Below are 20,922 nucleotides of genomic sequence, written 5' to 3' on the forward strand. Positions count from 1 at the left end.
TAGCGCATGCTAGTCTTTTTATCGAGGAAGCTTAATTTGTTTATTTTCTCTTGATTCTTTGTATAAAACGATTGTGCTTCCAATTACTTGAACGATTTCAGCACGTGCACCTTTTGCAAGTTCTTCCGCAACCTCACGGCGATCAAATTCACAGTTTTGTAATACACTTACTTTAAATAACTCACGAGCTTCTAAAGTATCTGCGATTTGTTTAATCATATTTTCATTTACTCCGCCTTTTCCTACTTGAAAAATTGGTGTTAAATGATGTGCTTGTGCACGTAAAAATCTTTTTTGTTTTCCTGTTAACATATATGTTAGCCTCCAAGCTTTTCTATAACTAATTGTTTCATTCTCTCGATATTTGGCGTGCGTCCTGTCCACATTTCAAATGCAAGTGCTCCTTGATAAACAAACATATCAATACCATTTTGAATGATTGCACCTTGCTCTTTTGCCTCACATAAAATTTTCGTTTCAAATGGATTATAAATTATATCTGATACAATCGTTCCTTTTTTTAACGAACAAATTTGTAATGGCGTATGTTCTACGTGTGGATGCATACCTATCGTTGTCGTCTGAATGATAATATCATAATTTCCTTGTTCTTCTGTCGCTTTTTCTAATGACAAAGCAACAGAATTAACATCGGCCGTACGTGCAGCAATAAGTTCCTTTGCCTTATCTACTGTACGATTGGCTACATCAATCTCTTTTACACCTACATCAGCAAGAGAAAAATAAATAGCTCGGCTAGCACCACCTGAACCAAGTAACAAAATACGTTTCCCTTGAAGTGGTTCATTACTAATTGACTGTAGCGCTCGAACAAAACCAATCCCGTCTGTGTTATAGCCAATTAATCTTCCATCCTTATGAACCACTGTATTTACTGCACCGATTTTCCTTGCCAATGGGTCAATCTCATCCAAATACTCCATAATAGCAACCTTGTGCGGAGTTGTTACATTAAATCCTGAAATACCTAATGCTTTTAAACCTCTTACTGCTTCCCCTAGCAATTCCTCTTCAACAAGGAACGCATGATAATGGGCATCCATATTCAAGTGTTCAAATGCATCGTTATGCATAACGGGTGATAATGAATGTCCAATTGGATTTCCGATTACACCATATAATTGTTTCATAAATCCCTCTCCATATTAAATTAAAGATTTACGTAGTGAAACACTTACTCCTTTTGGTACGTGTGCAACAATTTTTGCTCCTGGTTCGTTCACAGTAACCCATCCTAATCCAGAGAATACAACATCCGTTTTAGGTTCACGAATATTAAATTCGTATTTCACTAGCTCAGGCATATTTGCTAATTCTTCTGGCGTTGGTGGGCTTAATAAATCCCCGGCATGATTTTTATATAATTCATCTGCTTTCTCAAGCTTTGTACGATGGATTGTTAAGCGATTCGAGAAGTGACAAGTAAATGCACGACGACCACCACTTACATAATCAAAACGTGCCAATCCACTAAAGAATAACGTTTGTTCTTCATTTAATTGGAATACCATCGGCTTAATTTCTTTTGTTGGTGTAATAAGCTTTAAGCTTTGCTTTCCAACATAATGAGCCATTTGGTGGTGGTTAATAATACCTGGCGTATCATATAAAGAAGACTCTTCGTCCAATGGAATATCAATTAAATCCAGTGTTGTTCCTGGGAAATGAGATGTTGTAATTACATTTTCAGTCTCATCACTAAATTCTTTAATCATACGATTAATAAATGTCGATTTCCCTACATTCGTACATCCAACAACATAAACATCTTTGCCGCCGCGATAATACTCAATAGCATCTGCTAGTTCAGCAATTCCTTGTCCCTTCGCTGCACTAATTAAAAAGACATCTTCTGGTTTTAATCCTAGCTGCTTTGCACTATAGCGCATCCAATGTTTTACTTTATCATGTTTTACTGACTTTGGAATTAAATCAGCTTTATTTCCAACAAGTAATACTTTATTATTCCCTACGAAACGATGTAAGCCAGGTAACCAGCTACCATTAAAATCAAAAATATCTACAATTTTGACTACTAATGCATCTGATTTTCCAATTCCATTTAAAATGCGTAGGAAGTCATCATCTGTTAACGATACATCTTGAATTTCATTGTAATGCTTCAAGCGAAAACAACGTTGACAAATGACTTGTTCTTTCTCTAAAGATGAGGCAGGAGCATACCCCACTTCGTTTTTATTTTCTGTTTGAATTTCTACACCGCAACCAATACATTTAATTGTTTCAGTCAAACTTTATTCCTCCCAGTTAATTAAACCTTTTTTCTTCATATTTTTCATAATTCTTCGTTCAATTTTTCGATTAAAGCGCGTTACTAATCCGTCCGTTTGTGCTACCGGTACAACTAAAATTGTATGAAGGCCTACTCGGTTTCCACCAAGCACGTCAGTCAGTAACTGATCTCCAATTACTACAACTTCATCTGGCTGCAAACGCATCTCTTGTATCGCACGCTTAAATGCGCGAACAAATGGTTTACGTGCACTATGAATAAATGGAATACCTAATGGATCAGCAAAATCTTTCACACGTTGCTCATTATTATTTGAAACGACCGTTACTTGAATGCCTTGCTCTTTCATTTCCAAGAACCATTTTTCAAGTTGCGGCGTTGCATTGGGACGATCCCATTCAATTAAAGTGTTATCTAAGTCAGTAATAACGCCTTTAATCCCACGTTTTTTTAAATCTTCTGGTTGAACATGATATACATTTTTCACATATTCATTTGGTAAAAATAGTTTCAATTTCTTTCACCTCTTTGAGGATTTTTCATAAAATTTTTCGACAACATTTTTCGATATATAACCTGTGGATAAAATTGTACACATTTTCCACATTAATTTTGCAGTTAATTTGGAATTTACTAACAAACTATACACACTTTATCCACCTAGGTATGTGGATAACCACTCGTTTGTGACTGTCATATTTTTTTGGTACATTAAATGCATCAACGAATCAATCCTTATATTATTAGGAGGTGACTCACCTTGAAAACAAAACATATGGAACAGTTATCCACTGAGTTACTCACTGAGTCTTATTATAAAGCAAAAGAACTAAAATTAAATCCCGACTTCATTTTACTTATAAAACAAGAAATCATTAGACGCTCATTAGAGGACAAGCTTGTCAAATCATCTTGATTACATATAAAGTGAAAGTTTAATCAGCCCTTACCAATCAAACAGTTAAAGGATAAATTATTAGATGCCCTGTAAAAAGAGCCATCCTACGATGGCTCTCGAATAAACAAGTACTCCCATCTAGGGGATTTCATCATTAAGTATCTTTGCCCATAACTCTTACTTACGGTTATAAAAGCTTTTCTTTATTTATGAGCTAAGCGAGTAGCTATTTTTTCACCAAGACGAAGCTCTTGTCCACTCTTTAATTCCTGCACTACTTCTATCATATCTTTTTCAAACAATAACACAACTGTTGAACCAAATGTAAAGTATGCCATTTCTTCACCTTTTTGAACAGTGTCTCTCTCATGCAAAAGCTCAATACTATTAACAAACATAGCACCTACTTTTACAAGAGCCATATGCTCGCCATCACTGCTTACTTCTGTAACAGAACGATAATTTTTTGACAGTGGTTCTTTCCCGTATTCCATACCAGCTGCATTTACCGGATATGATTTTCTACCGAGTACAAATCTTTCAGTCACAGAACCAGAAAGCGGACTATGAATGCGATGATAATGACTTGGACTCAAATAAATTACCATATATGTACCGCCTGCATATCGCGTTGCACGTTCTTCATTACCTAGCATATCCACGATTGAATAGCGCTTTCCTTTAATATCAAATGTTTTTGTATCCTCAATAGGACCATGATCTGCAAAAACACCATCAACAGGACTAACGATACTCGATGCATCTGTATCAATACTACGCTTTCCTTCTTTTAGCTTACGCGTAAATAATTCATGCAATGTTCTATATTCCTTCAAACCCTTTTCCATCTCATCTTGATTAATTTGAAAAACTTTCGCGTACGATGGAATAATGATAGAGCTCAAACGAGATTGTGCAAATTTACGTAATATATAAGAAGTAAAGCGACCATTTGTAAGTTCTATCATAAGTCGATATAATGTACGTCGCAAATTGCGAAACCCCCTAATCAGTCTATAACTTTAGTTTTCCCTTCTTTTCTTTCTATATCATATGTAAAATTGGTTCTTATTCCCACATATCATATAAAGCAGCCTTATTATATATACAGAAAACTAAGTATGGTATTATTCTTAAATTATTTAGCACCTTCTAATATTACAGATAGAATCCGTCATTTTCAACAGTGAACATGTATTTCTTCTTAGCATAACGCGTTTTCTTTTCTTATTTACAATAAGAAAAGCAGCCCATTTTAAATATGGCTGCTTCTAATACACTTTACTCTTTCGCTTTTTTCTCTTTCTCTGCCCTTACAAACTCGTGGAACATTTTCATTAAAGCACGCTTTTCAATCCGTGATACGTAGCTTCTAGAAATACCAAGCGCCTTAGCGATTTCCCGCTGTGTTTTCTCCTTATCTAGCCCAAGTCCAAAACGTTTCACAATCACTTCTTTTTCTCTTTCGTCTAAAATATCGATATACTCTTTAATTTTTTCTAACTCCATACTAAGTTGAATCATATCAATTACATCTTCAGACTCTGATTTTAATATATCAATAAGCGATATTTCATTGCCCTCTTTATCTTGCCCGATCGGATCATGAAGTGAAACATCTTTTTTCGTTTTCTTTAGTACACGTAAATGCATCAAAATTTCATTTTCAATACAGCGTGCTGCATACGTCGCAAGCTTCGTTCCCTTTCCTGCAGAATAGCTCTCAATCGCTTTAATGAGCCCGATCGTACCAATTGAAATTAAATCTTCTGCATCTTCTCCTGTGTTCTCAAATTTTTTAACGATATGAGCTACAAGCCGTAAATTATGTTCAATTAAAAGATTTCTCGCTTGAGCATCACCTTGCTCCATTAACTCTAAGTACTTTCTCTCATCATCTGATGATAACGGCTGCGGGAACGCATTGTTCTTCACATAAGAAACAAAGACAAACACTTCTCGAACCATATATCCAATTGCGGCGAATAGACTCAAACCTTTCACCTCCGCCAAAATAGTGGTCTTTATTATGTGTATGTGGGCGTGAGGTTGTTTGTGTCTGTACAGTTTATTTATAAAACTCAACACTTCTAACATTTAAAATATTTTATCGTTATATTATAATTAAATAAAATTGTTATTTATATATGAATATGCTATTAAAGGGGACACTATTCATGATTACATTAGAACGATTATTAAATGTAACAATTTATTTAGGGGTATTTTTACTTTTCATTTCGTTCATTACTTTTGTTATTAAAAGAGGGCCTGATTTATTATTTTTTCAATTTGGAATTTCTTTATTTTTTGGAGCTCAAATTATAACTGGAATAAAATTTTTTCATAACTATGGTTTCTCCTTTCACTCAAAACTAGAACTACTTATCTTTATTTTCTATGTAATTGGAATTATTACATGTATACTATTATTCTTTCACTTTCAAAATCCGTATCGAATTTTTTTATTAATCTGTAGTTGTTTATTTTTAACTGGATCCAATTATTACTTTAAAGAAACATTAAATTTTAGTAAAAAAATTCCAAAGCAAAACAAAACTTTTTTAAGTACACAAGAAGACTCTTTTCCAAAAGAAGTTCGTAAATTTTCAGAGGATTACAACAACATAATAAGAAATGATTTTTATGAAATACCGATGATTCCTACTGAATTACAGATTACAAGCAAAAAAGATTCTTCCCATAGTACATCTTACTTAGTTGAACTTCATAATAGCGAAAATGAAATTACTGATGACTCTGTACAATTAACTCCATCAGACCGTTTTTATATGCTGTTAAATAAACAAAAAACAAAAATATCAAAAATAGTATATGAAGGGCAGAATTTTTTCACATTTACAGTCACACTAAAGGCTCTTAATTTACAGCAAGAACCAGAAATTCATAATATGTTTTTAGAAATAGATAAACGTAGAGCGATGAATCTTCTTAATTTTGAAATTAAAGCCCATACTAAAGAATGGAAAGTAATATTTAAAAGTGATAGTTCTCATTCCAATCTTCCTATCACATTTACTTTTGAAAAACGAACAGGCAAAGTATAAAAATAAAAAGAGTTATTTTCTTTGAAAAATAACTCTTTTTATTTTACTTACTCCAAATCTTTCTCCCCGCTTGGGCATCAATATAACGAATTTCCCGCCTATAATTAAAAGGTTCTTTATGTGTTTCATCTGTCGTTTGTTTGTAAAGTAGTTTGTATTTCGTTTCCTCTGCATCATGATCTAAAAACCATTCTAATTTAACTCGGATAGCCTCTCTGTATATTTCTAACGCTTTTTCTTTAGTTACTTTTGGTGTTATTTCATATGTGAGCAATTCTTTTATAAAGTTGCTAGACTCCCCCGAGTAGTGCATAACAGCACCATTTTCTGCATTGATGTTAATCATAAATTGGTTATACTCTGCCGGAATATCATTTATATATACAGAAAAGATAAATCTTTCAATCCCATCTTCTGCTTCTTCACGTTCCTCCCAAAGACGCAGATATTGTGTGATATCTGGAATAACTCGTTCTAAAAATTGAAGTGCTTTTTGTAAACATTCCTCTCTAGACAGTATTTGCTTTACTTCTTGATCATCTGTCAGTTTTATAAAACCAGTTAATTCATTGGTTAATTTATCAATTTTAACGCTAACTAAATTATTATATTTCAACATCGGTAAATGCTTTTTAAAGAATTCATTCATTAAATATGGATCCTTTTCTTCTTTCTGTTTTTGTAATTCCTCTTTCGGAACAAATTTCATCCTTATTTCATCATCATTTTCTGTCTCATCTACTTTTGTAAAACCTTCTTTATTCCAGTCAAATAATTCGAATACGTCACCTCGTTCGTTACCTTTTTTCGATTTTTCAACAGCTACAGCCGAAGGTAATTTATAATGATCTGGTCCAAATAAATCTTTACCTGTACTTGCATCAATAAACGCATGACTAGGCTCTGGTTCATATACAAGATGGTACCCTTTTACTTCTTCCCCGCTTTCATACTCACATGAAGAGTATGTTAAATCTATAAATACAAGTCTCATATCTTGTCTAGCTTTCAAATTTTCTAAAACGATATTCTCCTCAACAATTTCACTTGGCCATAACGGTTTTTTCTCTATAGCTTTTTGTCCATTGTAATGAAAATGCACAACATTACCTGAAGAGTGCACTCGCACAACGCACCCTGTATTCGGCAATGGATAGCTATTCACTTCTTGCATATAATTTACTTCTTTCCAACCGCGCCTGTCGTCCTTAACCGTTACATATGTATAGAATTCATATCCTTCTTTTGTATATTTTTTCAAGAACGCATTTGCAATCTCTCTTGCCTTCTTCTCCTCTATCGCTTCCTTGCCACTTGAAAAAGGATTTTCATCATCTATCCTAAATTCAATTAAATTACCAGTATGTCTATTTAATGTAATTTGTATCTGTTTCTCCTCATCATCTTTATGTGCCCACCACAATAAATGATACGGGTCATCAACCCCTTCTTGATCATCTACAACAAGCCTATAATCACCTGGAATATCAATAATATGAGCCACTCGCTCTTTTCTCTCTTTATCTTTTTGATTCATTATTCCCCTCCTCAACCTTACAATTTAAGGTAATTATAACAAAGAAAACTAAAATTTATTAACAAAAAAGACTAGAGATATCTCTAGTCTTCTACTTCGTTTCACGATGTAACGTTACTCGCTTTAACCGTGGACAATATTTTTTTAGTTCGATGCGTTCTGGATTGTTTCGTTTATTTTTTTTAGAAATATAATTACGATCGCCGCACTCCGTACAAGCTAACGTAATATTTACACGCATATTTATTTCTCCTTTCTTTCAAAGATCGCAACTAAAACGTAATGATTACGATTTATATATTATAAAACTTCATTCTATTTGTCAATTGCAAAAACAAGAAGATTCCATTTAGAATCCCCTTGTTTTTATAGTTAAATAAATCTTCTCCCGCATTAACGGGCAGTAAGACCCCCACTGATTAAAAGTTTCACTTTATTAAAACGATTCGTATGTAACAAACTCACTAATCGGCTTTCGATATCCTCGTGGGCGAGTTTTAGTCGTATCACTTTTTCCTATCGTAATCATTAAAACAGGTACTATATGCTCCGGCATATTCAATTCACTTTGTACTGCTTTTTCATCGAAACCAATCATTGGACATGTATCATAGCCATAATATTTAGCTGCGTACATAAAAGTCATCGCGCTTAACGAAGCATTTCTAATCGCTTCATCCTCCATGAAACGCTCTCCTTTTCCTTCATATAAACCTTTCGTTTGCCTAATTGTATCTTCATATTCACATTCATCAATCATTTTTAAAACTTTCATACCGAAGTAAATATTTTCAACATTTTGGTATGCTTTTTTATCACCACAAACGAGCACTACCGCTGATGCACTCGATACTTTATATTGACCGAAAGCTAATTCTTTTAATCTTTCTTTTCGCTCTTGATCACGAATTACAACATAATGTGTGTGCTGCAAATTATAGCAAGATGGAGAAAGCTTAGTTAACTCAAATATTTTTTTAAAATCCTCATCAGGGATTTCTATACCTTGTATAAATTTCATTGCAGAACGTCTAGCAATTGCTAATTCTTCAAAGTTCACCATATATCCTCCTCGATAACTGTAAATTTAAATATACATTAATTTATACAAATAGATAAATCAAATAAAAACACTTTAAATCCGAATAATAATTATGATTAACAGCAAAAAAGACAAAAAGCTGAAACAATTAGTTCATACGAAATTCACACGAATCTATTACTATAGAAACTGTACATAGTGAACTTATTAACAATCACGTTTATTTATATAAAATCTTACTCGAAAGGAGTTGAAAGTATGAAAACTAAATATCGCTTTATGATCTCATCATTTGCTGCTTGCGCTTATATGATTTGGTATTTAGTATAATAACGACCTCACTTGCAAATAGGAAAAGGTGTGTATATAAATGGAATATAATCAATCAACAGTTAACTACTGGAAAGCTTTTGTATTACCATATACATTTGCTTTAGAAGAGTTAAAAACTAAATTTGAAATTATGAACCGGGAAGCTCAATTTCTAGAGGATTACAACCCGTTTGAACATATAAAAACAAGACTAAAACAACCTGAAAGTATTATTAAAAAACTAGAGCGCAAAAGCTTATTACCAACAGTTGAAAATGCTCAAACACATTTACAAGATATTATTGGTATTCGTATTACATGTTGCTTCGTAGAAGATATCTATCATTTGAAAGAAGTCATTCAAAAACGCGAGGATATGGAAGTCATAGAAGTAAAAGATTATATCGCTAACCCAAAACGAAACGGATATAAAAGTTTACACATGATCATTAAATACCCTTTGTCACTAAATTCTGGTACAAAAGATGTATTTGCAGAAATTCAGTTACGTACACTGGCAATGGACTTTTGGGCAAGTTTAGAACACAAACTTTATTATAAATATGAAGGAAAAATACCGGAGTATTTAAAAGATGAACTACATGATGCAGCAATGAAAGCTGAAGATCTGGATAATAAAATGGCCACAATTCGTCAAGATATTGATGATATTGAGGCATGTTCAAATCAAATTATGCTACCACTATAAAAAAAGGTTCTCGCCAATGAGAACCTTTTTTATATCATTTTTTGGAAGTACGACTCCACACTTATTAAAGTTTCACGTTATTTTTTCTCTATTGTTCGAACCTCTTCAATCTTCCATTTACCCTCTTCTTTTCCAAGGGCATACTGTACTTTCTTTTGAAGAGTAATACTGTCGTCTACTTCCTTTTCTTTCGTTTCAACAATAACATACCCTACTTTACTAACTTTCATATCTATATGTTCCAATTCAATTTTCTTATTTCCCTTTTGAAATGCGGCTTCTTTTTGTGTTTTTAAGTCCTCAGCACTAGGCATCTTCTTTGAAAATAACTCCATATGTTCTGCAAGATTTTTTTCATTGGTCGTTCGCACAAATGTATGAATAACATCTTGAATAGATTTCTCTTCTTCTTTTGTTATTTGTACCTTTTCCTCAGTTTTTTTAGTAGTAGATTTTTGTGCTACATTATTCTCTTCTTGTTGACATCCAACTAGTAATACTACAAATGCTAGAAGGAATCTTAGTTTCGCAAATATTTTTTTCATATTTCCAACTCCTAAAAAGAAAAGCGAGGCAGTTCGCCTCACTTTCGCTCTTAATTAGCGTCTTCCTTTATTCGGATCACCACCGCCAACAATATCAAAGACACGTTTCGCTATATTTGTATTCTCTTGAACGCCAGAGAACAAGTATTTACCTGGACCAAATGCATACACGTTCACATCTTCCCCTGTATGTCCACCTGTTGTCCAGCCTGTAACCGAGCGCTTATTGAAAATATCTTCAATTGCATTATCAATCTTTGTTACATCTTTTGACGGAGCTATATCATTTACAGCTTGAATTTCTTCTGGAGTTAATTGTAAATCAATATACTTTTTCAATGTTTCTTCTACATTTGCACCTTTTGCAATCTCATTTGCCATAAAGTCTGGTGTGCGTTTTGCAGCTTTAATTGGATCTACTTTAAAGTTATACTCGCCATTGGCACCTAAAGATAAGCCACCCGTAGCGTGATCTGCCGTTGCAACAACTAACGTATTTTTATCTTTTTTCGCAAACTCAATCGCTGCTTTGAAAGCTTTTTCGAAGTCTTCCATTTCACTCATTGCACCAACAATATCATTATCATGTCCAGCCCAGTCGATTTGACTTCCTTCCACCATTAAGAAGAAACCATTTTTATTTTTGTTCAAACGCTCAATTGCTGCATTAGTCATTTCTTCTAATGAAGGTGTTTTCTCATTGCGGTCAATCATTTTATCTAATCCACCTGGTGCAAATAAACCAAGAATTTGATCATTTTTATCATTTAACAATTGATCTCGATCCGTTACATAGCTATAACCAGATTTCTTAAACTCTTCTGTAAGATTACGATCTTTTCTAACAAAGTTCTTTACGCCGCCGCCAAGCATAACATCTACCTTATGCTTCCCTTTAATTTTCTCATCAAAATAATCATTTGCAATTGCGTCCATATTTTTACGGCTAATGTCATGCGCACCGAAAGCAGCTGGTGTTGCATGTGTAATTTCAGAAGTTGCAACGAGTCCCGTTGATTTCCCTTTTTCTTTCGCTTGCTCAAGAACTGTTTTCACTTCCGCTTTATCATTATCAACTGCAATTGCAGCATTATATGTTTTAATTCCTGCTGACATAGCTGTTGCTGCCGATGCAGAGTCTGTAATATTTTCATGTTCATCTTCTGGGTATGTTTTTTGTGTTCCTACAAGATGCTTATCAAATTCTGTAGATTCCATTTCAAAGGTTTTTGGATTATCTTTCATATAACGGTGAGCCGTCATATATGAAGGGCCCATACCATCCCCAATTAATACGATAACATTTTTAATCTTTGCATTGCTTCCGTTCTCATCTGCATTAACCTCACTAGAACGAGTAAAATTCCATGTTGCTACCGAAGTAACTGCTAATGATGCCACAACTGCAAATGGCCATGCTTTTTTCACAAACTTTTTCACTGTCTTGTCCCCCTAATTAGGTTATTCATTTCCCACTATCAAATTTAATGGAAGACTATTAAGAGAAAATTAGCTGTATGTAAATTTTTTGTTAACTTATGTAAATATCAGTTATAATTTGTATAAGTTTGTCTTTTTGTATCAATCATTCCGCCCTTTACAATTTAAATATAAACAAGTTGGATTTCATTTAACGTAAATCTCTTTTTTTACATTTTGACTCTATGTTTATGAAAATAAATAGAAATGCGGTGAGCCTTTATGAAAATAGTAAAGCTAAATGAATCTTTTATTTTTGAATTACTTAATCTTTGCAAATCTGTTGGATGGTTACACGATGAAATTTTTATGAAAAAACAATTCGAAATGTATCTTTCTATCGGCACACTTGTAGGTTACATTCATGAAAACAAACTCATTGCGACTGGAGGAGTATTTCCCTTTACAAGTAACTTCGCTTCCATTGGTATGTTAATCGTTCACCCTAATTTTCAAGGACGCGGAATAGGGCGCATGTTGCTAAATCATTGCTTGGAACAAATTCATCCAAAACAACCCATTGCACTTATTGCGACAAAAGCTGGCGAACCTCTATACACATCATGCGGATTTCAAACAGCAACAACGATTCATCGTTTTGAAAAGCAAACTATTAAGACGTACCCTTCTCACTTACAACAAGTACAAGAAGAAGACCTTATATCTGTTACTTCTCTGGATCAAATTGCAACTGGTATGAATCGTTCTCTACTTTACTCTTTGCTATTACCAAGGGCCGTACACTCTTTTAAAATTGAAAGAAATAACTGTATAGAAGCTTTTTCATTATGCATACAAAAGGGCAATATATTATGTATCAATCCACTTATCGCCAAGCAAGAAGAAGATGCTATCCAATTATTAAAAAAGATATGTGAATGTTGGAATGGTATAGTACGAATTGATGTTCCACACTCACAATTTACATTTCGTCAATTTCTTCAAACAGAAAATTTCCAAGAAACGCTCCTTTCACCTCTTATGATAAAAAATGGTAGCCAACTTCCTGGAAATCGTAATATGCTATTTGCTATGATAGATACAGCGTTATGTTAGAAAGGAGACACCTAATTGAAGCGATTTAGCTATTTTATGGTAGGTTGTCTTACTCTTACACTATTAGTAGGATGTAGTGCAGCAGAAAAGCCAGTAGAACAAGTAAAACAAGTTAAAAATACAATTACAGCGAAACTAGCTACCGAGGAAAAAATGGTAGAAATAGATGGTCAAACCATTTACTTTAAAAAGATTGGTAATGAAAAACCACCCTTACTTATGATTCATGGCTTTGGAGGGTCATCAGATGGTTTTCAAAAGATTTACTCCGATCTAGCAAAAGATCATACAATTATTTCTGTAGATGCTTTAGGATTCGGGCGCTCATCTAAGCCAATGGATTTTTATTATTCTTTTCCAACTCATGCAAATTTGTATTATAAATTAATGAAAAAACTAGGGTATGATTCATTCGCAATACTGGGGCATTCCATGGGGGGAGAAATTTCTCTAAATTTAACATATTTATATCCTGAAGCAGTTACTCACCTTATTTTAACTGATGCTACAGGTGGCCCTCATACATTCGTTAATAAACAAGGCTCACCAAAACCACAATTGTCGACTGATTTAAATGCCGTTTCTTCTATTACAGATTATGATGAAAGCAAAGTGAAATTCAAACGTAATGATGAAGAGCATTATAATAAAATGAAATTATGGCCTAGACGTCTTAAAATTAATGCAAATGAAATAAAACAGCCAACTTTAATTATATGGGGCAGAAATGATAGTAGCGTTTCCTGGAAAGAAGGAGAAACGTATCATCAATTCTTAAAAAATAGCACTTTACATATTATTGAAAAAGGTTATCATGCACCATTTCGCCAAGAACCACAAGAATTTGTCGGGTATGTAAAAGATTTCTTTAAGAACAATCCGATTAAAGTTGAAAAATAACATAAACGGGTATCTCAAAATGAGATACCCGTTTTCATATATTAAGCAGCTTGCTTTTGGCGTTTTGGAGTTTTTGATCCTAATACTTTCGGGATAACGAAGCCATCCATTCCAAATTTCCCAGCGTTCATACCGGAAACAAGAACAAACATAGATAAGATAACCATCTCAGGGTTCACACCAATTGACCCACTAAACATATAGGAAAAGTTCATTACAAGACCAAAAAAGACCGCTGTTTTTGTTAAACAGCCTACAATTAAACCAATTCCGACTAAAATTTCTCCCCATGTTACAAGTGTATTAAACAAATCTACATTTGGAATTGCAAATTCTTGTAAGAATGATGCCCACCAAGATTGAACAGCCGGTTGTGCACCTTTAGATTTTTCAATTGCCCCTTGCAAATAACCTGTTGCATCGAATCCTTTTCCTTGTAGTTTACCTATTCCAGCCATTAACCATGTGTAACCAAGATATACTCGAATTACTGCTAATGCAAAAGAAACTGCTTTGTTTTCTCTTAAAAATTGAATAACCATATCTTCCTCCTAAAGTTGTAATTAAGTTAGTTACAGATAATATAATAACATTAGTTACTTATTTTTCAAACGTTAATTATGAATAATCTGTGACATGCGTATGAAACATTAAAAACTAACGTTTATATAGTAACTTTTATTACCTGTAAAAACTTGAACATATCATACCACAAGTGATAACCATTTTCATTGAAAAAAATGTAAAAAAAATGTGAGTTAAATGTGAAACACGTTTATTCGAATATAGAATAAACGTGTTTCACACTAATTATAGAATCGAAATGTATGTGTCTCCTCATCAATTAAACTCGCTTCTTGAAACGCTTCTTCTAACGTTTTCCCATGGTTAATAACCCCATAAAATAAGCGTATAGTAAACATAAGTGCTGCATTTCCATCTACATAATCAATCGATCCAATATATGATTTCGCACCACTATGTAAAAAAGATTTTGCTAGATTTTGCTCCCCTAACGTACACCCGCTATTTACAATATGTGTATTATGCAATTTTGCATATTTATAAATTTCTTCTGTACCAAAATACCCTCTCGGTTCATCTTGTTCATATACTTCTTCGCCTAACTCTTCCATGACAAACTTCCCTTCTTCACCATGAAAGCAAAAAATAATATAATTAATATTGTTAAATAAGTTCTTTCCAGAAAGAACTTCCACAAAATCTTTCGGTCTACCAATCCAATATGTCACAACCCTTGCACCAAAATATTCAAGAGATGCTCGGATTGATTGCGCCTCTAAATCCGAATTAAAACCAACTACTAATGCAATATTCAACATACAACCCCCATCCTATAATCAGCCCTTATCAATCAGAATTTTATGGGATAAATCCATTTCATATATGCCCGTTTCTTTCAAAAAATCTGATCTAGTTAAAACGACTTTCTGTAAATATTGCCTATATGCTGTAATTGTTCCATCGTGAGATACAATGCAAATTCTTTCAGCACCCAGTTCATAACACCAAAGAAGAAATTTATCTACTATTTGCTGAAAACTATTCTCTGAAATAGTGTTTATACCTTCCTTCCATAACTGATTATTTGAGCTTTTCTCTATCGAAAAATGCGGAAATAACTTTGTTATCATTCCCTGATCTACTATATAATCGCACGGTAATATTTTCGCTCCTTCTCGATAAGGAAAAATACGTGGGGATACATATGGGTGGACGAGTTTTTGACAAGCAACTTTCGCACTCCATATTGTCGCCGTTTGCAAAGTTCTAAGTGTAGGACTAGCAATTAATATATCCGTCTCTTGCAATGGCACATTGCATTGAAGTAATTTAGCTTGAGCCTTTCCTACTCTCGTCAATGGTGGGTCAAACACTTGTAAACTTTCTGGTAAATCCGTTGTATGTTCACCTTCACCATGCCGAACAAAAACGATTTTCATATTCAGCCTCCTCTTACTATAAAATCCTCACACATATTTCTTCCCTATTGCATTCTTTATTCCTGCTGTATAAAAACCGATATGTAAAAAACTTTTGACACTAATATTTGTAAAATATTACAATATTACATGTAAAATACTTTTTACACCGAAAGGAGAATTACATATATGAAATGGATAATTGTCTTTATTGGAATGATTGTATGGGGATATATAAACGGCTTCTTTAGTAGTGATCAAACTGCTAATCCCTGGATTACAGATGATGAACGTGAAACAAAAATTAAACAAAAAGCAATTACGACAAGCTGGTCCGGTGTTTTTATGTTTTGTACCATTAGCCTCTTAAATAAATGGTTAGGTTTAAGCACAAACGATAAATCACCGTACTTACCAGACCCTATCGCAGCTATTTTAAAGGAAAATGTAGAGTTACAAGTTTTACTCATGCTATTTGTTATGTATGGAATATTTTACTTACATTATCGAAGAAAATTAAGTGCCTAACTTCTAACTCATGATTATCCTCCTAAATGGTTATAGTAATTAGGACGAAATGAAAGGAGCGATAGAAAAATGAGTAACTCGAATGAATTTTTAGATACACTACATGAAAAACAAGCAAAAGATGAACAAAATAGAAAGCGCCAAGGGAACGGAAACCCAGCGAAAAAAAAGCCAAATAAAACGCATAAATAACAATAAAAAACTGCCTAAAATGATCTTTTAGGCAGTTTTTTATTGTTATTTCACCGAGATGACATTTTCCCAATTCCATTTCTCATAATACCACGCTGGTACATCTATATTTTCAATCCACTTCTTTTCCTGTTTCCCATCTTTATGAGCAAGCCATACATCCGCTTTCTTACGGTCTGAACGTATCCAAATTAATTGATTACTCTTCTTCATGAAGATCGGGTGGTAATCCCCTTGCTTGTTCTTTTTCTTTGTGATTTGATGCTGTGCATTACTTGTACTATCGACCTCATACAAAGATGGTAGTGGCCTTTTTTCTGGTGGAGTTTCTATCCCTGCCTCCTTTGCTCGTGAAACGATAATTACTCTATCGTTCTTCCATACAAAATCCCAATCAACATATCCTTTCGGCGTAAATATGTTCTGCTGAAGTGCTGGCAATTCCTTTACTTTTAAATGCTTATTTTCTAATGCAACTCTTCCGCTCCCTTCAATATAAGCTAATATATTTTTTGATGGTGCCCATTGAAACCATTGTGCGTTTAGTAACATTTGATCTACTTTTTCAAACCGACTGCCATCTGCACGAACTAAGCAAAGCGTATTACTATCAGCTGACCATGAAGCTGTCGGTACTGCTAAAAATGAAATCCACTTTTGATCTGGTGACCACTTAAAGCCACTTGCTACTAGCGCTAGGAAATCATCATGTTCATTTGGCAATGCATACAAATGCTTCATTTTGTGAGGATTCATATGTGCATCTTTTTGCACTTCATATAGCTGAGCCCCTGTCCATCCTGTTGGAAGTAAGTGCGCTTCAGAGGATACAAGAAAGTTCTTTCCATCGGGGTACCATGCATAATCCCCTACACCAGCCGATACATTTTCAAAATCTGCATTCTTTTTTTCTACATCAAATGTATTTAATGTACCTGTAAATATAAATGCAATTATATTTTCTGTTGGTGACCATTGATAATTCGATGCTTCTGAGTGAAACGGCGTAACTTTCTTTCCATCTTTCAGCCGATATAACTCAAGAATATTTTGTTTCTTCCCTTTTACATATGCCAGCCATTCTCCATCATGTGACCACTTTGGCCCTGTTATGTTCTCTCCTTTTGTAAGTTGTTTTTCTTTCCCCTCAACTTTAATCCAAAGGTTATGATGACGAATAAAAGCAACTTTCACACTATTATTTTCTGCGCTAGTAATAGTGATAGAACACAAAAACATAAACAACACTACACTACCACTTACTATTAGCCTTTTCATACCATCACTCCATTTCCCTCATAGCATTCCTCACTTTCTTCCTACAATATGTGAAAAATATCGATTCGACATAATCAGAAAAAATTTCCCAAGAAATTTTCAATTCATAGAGGATTGGTATGAATTATGTCGAAAGTATAGTTTAGCCAACATTTATATTTATAAGTTATAACTAAAATGTAAGATTTAATTTCTGAATATTGGCACTTTTTATTAAGGGGAGTATCAATGAAAAAAACTACATCTACACTATTAAGCATGGCGCTTGTCTTTTCTAGTTTTGGAGCTTTAAGCGCTCATGCTGAATCACTACAAAAGGAGAAGCAATTTAGTCCACAATTAAAAACAACGATTGAACAGTGGGGAGAACATAAAATTGCTCAAAATGTTGAAACGAAAACAACAAAAGAAATATCAGTAATTGTAGAATTGCAACATGCACCTCTCGCTGCTCAAAGTAATATTCAGCATGCTCCAGATTTACAAAATAGTAATGCTCAGTCTTATCATGCTGAGCTAAAAAAAGCACAAGAAGATACGACTAAGAAAATAAAAGAAAAAGCACCTGGTGCAAAAATTAAAGAAGTGTATAATACGTTATTTTTCGGATTCTCTATTTCAGTTCCTGGAGATCAAATTACCTCTCTTGCCTCTTTACCTGAAGTAAAAGCAGTCTATCCGAACTTAACATATAAATTGCATGAAACATCAAAAAGTACTACTAACGAAGAAGCACCAAATATCGGTGGACCGACAATTGGTGCACCTGAAGCGTGGAATTTAAAAGATCCATCTGGCAAACCGCTTGATGGAAAAGGCATGAAAGTAGCCATTATCGACTCTGGCGTAGACTATACACACCCTGACTTAAAGGCAAATTATATCGGTGGATATGACACGGTTGATGAAGATAGCGATCCAATGGATGGTAACGTACATGGTACTCATGTAGCTGGAATTATTGCGGGTAATGGAAAAATTAAAGGCGTTGCTCCAAACGCTTCTATTCTAGCCTATCGTGTAATGAATGACGGTGGAACTGGTACAACAGATGATATTATCCAAGGGATTGAGCGAGCGATTCAAGATGGTGCGGATGTGTTAAACCTCTCCCTTGGGCAAGATTTAAATGTACCTGATCAGCCTGTAACATTAACGTTAGAACGAACAGCGAAACTTGGTGTTACTACTGTCGTTTCAAATTGAAATGACGGACCAAAACCTTGGTCTGTTGATGCTCCCGGTAACGCAAGTAGTTTCATTTCTGTTGGAGCATCTACGGTTTCTATCCCGTTTCCAACATTCCAAGTAGCTGGTTCCAGCAAAACATATCAAGGGTTACCGTTATCAAAATCCGATTTTCCAATAGGAAATGATTCCCCTCTTGTATATGTTGGTTATGGCAATCCAAGTGATTATGCAAAACAAGATGTGAAAGGGAAATTCGCACTTATTTTACAAGGTACTTCTAGTACATTAGTAAAAGCAGAACAAGCGAAGCAAGCTGGGGCACTTGGTGTGTTATTAATCTCTAACGAAAAAGAAATTAATATGATGCCGGAATATTTTTCACGTGAACATCTGGCTATCCCAGTAATGCAATTATCAAATACAAATGGGGAAGAATTAAAAACTTTAATCACAAAACGAAAGAAAAATATAAAAATTGGACAACCAAAGCAAACAGAACTTATCGGTAACTTTAGTTCAAGAGGACCATCACAAGGAAGTTGGCTAATAAAGCCTGATGTTGTTGCACCTGGAGTACAAATTACTAGTACAGTACCGCGAGGCGGCTATGAATCGCATAACGGAACAAGTATGGCTGCTCCGCAAGTAGCTGGAGCGGTTACCCTCTTGCGTCAAATGCATCCGGATTGGACGACAGAACAATTGAAAGCGGCTCTTGCTAACAATGCAAAAACATTACATGATGTCAATGAAAATACATACCCTGTTATGGCACAAGGATCTGGTTTAATTAACATTCCGAAAGCAGCTCAAACAAATGTATTAGTAAAACCTAACAATGTCAGCTTTGGTCTTATTAAGCCAAATAGCGGAAAAGTAAAACTGACGCAAAATGTTACATTACAAAACCTTTCTAGTAAAAAGAAAAGTTTTTCAACTCGTGTGGAATTACTAGATGCCAACACAAAAACAAAAGTAAAAGCTTCTGTCCCTTCATCGATTAGCATACAACCGAATAGTAGTACCGAAAAACCATTTACTATCACGGTAGATAGCTCACTACCACAAGGTGTGTATACTGGAAATGTATATGTAAAAGAACAAGGGGCAAAAGAAGAAATTCGAATTCCATTCACATTTAGTATCGATCCTAAAGATTATAAACGTATCGATGGACTTGAAATTATTAATTCTACTTTTAGCCCAAATGGCGACCACGTACTAGATGATAATCTCATCAACTACTATTTAGTTGCGCCTGTGGATGATGTAACATTACATGCAAATTTAGTTACGAAAGAACGTGTAACGTATCAAGGGATTATCCATCAAGCTAAAAATGCAACTCCTGGATACAAACCTTTCAAATGGAATGGTACAAAAGCAGATGGCACTCCTTTAGCTGACGGGCTATATCAAATCGAAGCAGTTGCTTCTAATTCTGGTGGAGAAACAAAACAAACAGCTGCTGTATTTCTTGATCGAACTGCACCTAAGTTAACACACGAAGTTGACCAAGAAAATCTCGTAATTAGAGGAAAAGTTGATGATATTCTACTAGATTGGATGTCAGAATCTGGTTGGATAGCACCCGGTATTCCAGTGAGAATGCAATATGAAATTAACGGAAATGGTGTATGGGAACAGGCATTCCTGAACCCTTGGGAGAAAAGCTATGACATTTATTTCGATCGCACTCAATTACACGAAGAAAAAAATACTATTCACATTGTAGCAACTGATGCAGCTGGCAATACCTCTAATTTAACTGTTAATTTAGAAGTGAAATAAAGTGAAGCCTTAATCAGTAGAGATTTTGTTCATCCCCACTGATTATTAGCCTTCACCAATCGGGGGTTACGGGCAGTTATTCTCCCACCGAATTTTGAGGTAGGAATTTTACTGCTCATTACCACGGGATAAAAAATTTTTGTTGACAATTTTTTTAATATAGTTTTATAATACAAAA

General features: G+C 34.3%; 22 protein-coding genes and 1 pseudogene. 8 read left to right on the plus strand and 15 right to left on the minus strand.

The features are described 5' to 3' along the window. Positions 1–18: 18 nt before the first annotated feature. From yhbY to GBN78_RS02895, 4 genes are read right to left on the minus strand one after another with little or no spacing between them, the layout of a single operon-like run. Positions 19–312, minus strand: coding sequence for a ribosome assembly RNA-binding protein YhbY (yhbY, locus tag GBN78_RS02880; RefSeq protein ID WP_000955224.1), 294 nt, complete (start codon positions 310–312; stop codon positions 19–21). A 5-nt stretch (positions 313–317) separates the two neighbouring features. Further along, entirely contained in the window at positions 318–1,151 is an 834-nt protein-coding gene (aroE, locus tag GBN78_RS02885) for a shikimate dehydrogenase (RefSeq protein WP_000812076.1), read from the minus strand. 15 nt (positions 1,152–1,166) lie between these two features. Beyond that, positions 1,167–2,273, minus strand: a complete 1,107-nt coding sequence (yqeH, locus tag GBN78_RS02890) for a ribosome biogenesis GTPase YqeH (RefSeq protein ID WP_000140799.1) — start codon at positions 2,271–2,273, stop codon at positions 1,167–1,169. A gap of 3 nt (positions 2,274–2,276) precedes the next feature. Then, positions 2,277–2,789 carry a YqeG family HAD IIIA-type phosphatase gene (locus GBN78_RS02895; protein ID WP_000765314.1) on the minus strand — a complete coding sequence of 171 codons (513 nt, stop codon included), beginning with the start codon at positions 2,787–2,789 and terminating at the stop codon, positions 2,277–2,279. A gap of 246 nt (positions 2,790–3,035) precedes the next feature. Here GBN78_RS02895 and sda point away from each other — a divergent pair, with 246 nt between their 5' ends. Then, positions 3,036–3,191, plus strand: a complete 156-nt coding sequence (sda, locus tag GBN78_RS02900; protein ID WP_000850094.1) for a sporulation histidine kinase inhibitor Sda — start codon at positions 3,036–3,038, stop codon at positions 3,189–3,191. A 185-nt stretch (positions 3,192–3,376) separates the two neighbouring features. Here the strand turns inward: sda and GBN78_RS02905 are convergent, their stop codons facing one another. Together GBN78_RS02905 and sigK are read right to left on the minus strand one after the other, a co-directional pair. After that, positions 3,377–4,165, minus strand: a complete 789-nt coding sequence (locus tag GBN78_RS02905) for a phosphatidylserine decarboxylase (RefSeq protein ID WP_001255000.1) — start codon at positions 4,163–4,165, stop codon at positions 3,377–3,379. A 289-nt stretch (positions 4,166–4,454) separates the two neighbouring features. Then, complete coding sequence (gene sigK / locus GBN78_RS02910) at positions 4,455–5,168, minus strand: RNA polymerase sporulation sigma factor SigK (RefSeq protein WP_000051382.1); 714 nt, start codon at positions 5,166–5,168, stop codon at positions 4,455–4,457. A 152-nt stretch (positions 5,169–5,320) separates the two neighbouring features. On the opposite strand from sigK, the gene GBN78_RS02915 reads away from it, so the two are divergent. After that, complete coding sequence (locus GBN78_RS02915; protein WP_080473651.1) at positions 5,321–6,241, plus strand: hypothetical protein; 921 nt, start codon at positions 5,321–5,323, stop codon at positions 6,239–6,241. A 43-nt stretch (positions 6,242–6,284) separates the two neighbouring features. Here the strand turns inward: GBN78_RS02915 and GBN78_RS02920 are convergent, their stop codons facing one another. The 3 genes from GBN78_RS02920 to GBN78_RS02930 all read right to left on the minus strand — a co-directional run bounded on the left by GBN78_RS02920 (position 6,285) and on the right by GBN78_RS02930 (position 8,841). Further along, entirely contained in the window at positions 6,285–7,778 is a 1,494-nt protein-coding gene (locus GBN78_RS02920) for a YcdB/YcdC domain-containing protein (protein ID WP_152126925.1), read from the minus strand. A 91-nt stretch (positions 7,779–7,869) separates the two neighbouring features. Beyond that, entirely contained in the window at positions 7,870–8,019 is a 150-nt protein-coding gene (gene rpmG, locus GBN78_RS02925; protein ID WP_001265617.1) for a 50S ribosomal protein L33, read from the minus strand. Between the two features lie 195 nt (positions 8,020–8,214). Continuing rightward, positions 8,215–8,841 carry a nitroreductase family protein gene (locus tag GBN78_RS02930; RefSeq protein WP_000245978.1) on the minus strand — a complete coding sequence of 209 codons (627 nt, stop codon included), beginning with the start codon at positions 8,839–8,841 and terminating at the stop codon, positions 8,215–8,217. Positions 8,842–9,190: 349 nt separating this feature from the next. Between GBN78_RS02930 and GBN78_RS02935 the strand changes: the two genes are divergently transcribed. Beyond that, positions 9,191–9,841 (plus strand): GTP pyrophosphokinase, encoded by a 651-nt coding sequence (locus GBN78_RS02935; RefSeq protein WP_000456230.1) that lies wholly within the window; start codon positions 9,191–9,193, stop codon positions 9,839–9,841. A gap of 77 nt (positions 9,842–9,918) precedes the next feature. Here the strand turns inward: GBN78_RS02935 and GBN78_RS02940 are convergent, their stop codons facing one another. Continuing rightward, on the minus strand, positions 9,919–10,386 hold the full coding sequence (locus GBN78_RS02940) for a hypothetical protein (protein WP_000717906.1): 468 nt from the start codon (positions 10,384–10,386) through the stop codon (positions 9,919–9,921). 54 nt (positions 10,387–10,440) lie between these two features. After that, positions 10,441–11,826 carry an alkaline phosphatase gene (locus GBN78_RS02945; protein ID WP_000714912.1) on the minus strand — a complete coding sequence of 462 codons (1,386 nt, stop codon included), beginning with the start codon at positions 11,824–11,826 and terminating at the stop codon, positions 10,441–10,443. 261 nt (positions 11,827–12,087) lie between these two features. Here GBN78_RS02945 and GBN78_RS02950 point away from each other — a divergent pair, with 261 nt between their 5' ends. Beyond that, the gene (locus GBN78_RS02950; RefSeq protein WP_000706696.1) at positions 12,088–12,921 is read left to right on the plus strand and encodes a GNAT family N-acetyltransferase; all 834 of its coding nucleotides are present in this window, start codon (positions 12,088–12,090) and stop codon (positions 12,919–12,921) included. A gap of 15 nt (positions 12,922–12,936) precedes the next feature. Next, positions 12,937–13,821, plus strand: coding sequence for an alpha/beta fold hydrolase (locus tag GBN78_RS02955; protein ID WP_000819810.1), 885 nt, complete (start codon positions 12,937–12,939; stop codon positions 13,819–13,821). Positions 13,822–13,862: 41 nt separating this feature from the next. Here the strand turns inward: GBN78_RS02955 and GBN78_RS02960 are convergent, their stop codons facing one another. From GBN78_RS02960 to GBN78_RS02970, 3 genes are all read right to left on the minus strand, one after another. Continuing rightward, a complete protein-coding gene (locus GBN78_RS02960) occupies positions 13,863–14,363 on the minus strand; it encodes a DoxX family protein (RefSeq protein ID WP_000236592.1) in 501 nt (166 codons plus the stop codon). Between the two features lie 264 nt (positions 14,364–14,627). Continuing rightward, entirely contained in the window at positions 14,628–15,164 is a 537-nt protein-coding gene (locus tag GBN78_RS02965; protein WP_000931929.1) for a hypothetical protein, read from the minus strand. Positions 15,165–15,182: 18 nt separating this feature from the next. Beyond that, positions 15,183–15,785 carry a histidine phosphatase family protein gene (locus GBN78_RS02970; protein ID WP_097918783.1) on the minus strand — a complete coding sequence of 201 codons (603 nt, stop codon included), beginning with the start codon at positions 15,783–15,785 and terminating at the stop codon, positions 15,183–15,185. A gap of 168 nt (positions 15,786–15,953) precedes the next feature. On the opposite strand from GBN78_RS02970, the gene GBN78_RS02975 reads away from it, so the two are divergent. Together GBN78_RS02975 and GBN78_RS02980 are read left to right on the plus strand one after the other, a co-directional pair. After that, on the plus strand, positions 15,954–16,292 hold the full coding sequence (locus GBN78_RS02975) for a phosphoglycerate mutase (protein WP_097918782.1): 339 nt from the start codon (positions 15,954–15,956) through the stop codon (positions 16,290–16,292). Between the two features lie 69 nt (positions 16,293–16,361). Further along, a complete protein-coding gene (locus tag GBN78_RS02980) occupies positions 16,362–16,484 on the plus strand; it encodes a DUF4023 domain-containing protein (protein WP_000071866.1) in 123 nt (40 codons plus the stop codon). Positions 16,485–16,529: 45 nt separating this feature from the next. On the opposite strand, the gene GBN78_RS02985 is transcribed toward GBN78_RS02980, so the two are convergent. Continuing rightward, on the minus strand, positions 16,530–17,762 hold the full coding sequence (locus GBN78_RS02985; RefSeq protein WP_000825724.1) for a TolB family protein: 1,233 nt from the start codon (positions 17,760–17,762) through the stop codon (positions 16,530–16,532). 228 nt (positions 17,763–17,990) lie between these two features. Here GBN78_RS02985 and GBN78_RS02990 point away from each other — a divergent pair. Then, a pseudogene (locus GBN78_RS02990) lies at positions 17,991–20,744 on the plus strand (S8 family serine peptidase). Positions 20,745–20,922 lie beyond the last annotated feature (178 nt).

Source organism: Bacillus sp. B2-WWTP-C-10-Post-4 (assembly GCF_009183805.1).
Taxonomy (GTDB): Bacteria; Bacillota; Bacilli; order Bacillales; family Bacillaceae_G; genus Bacillus_A; species Bacillus_A cereus.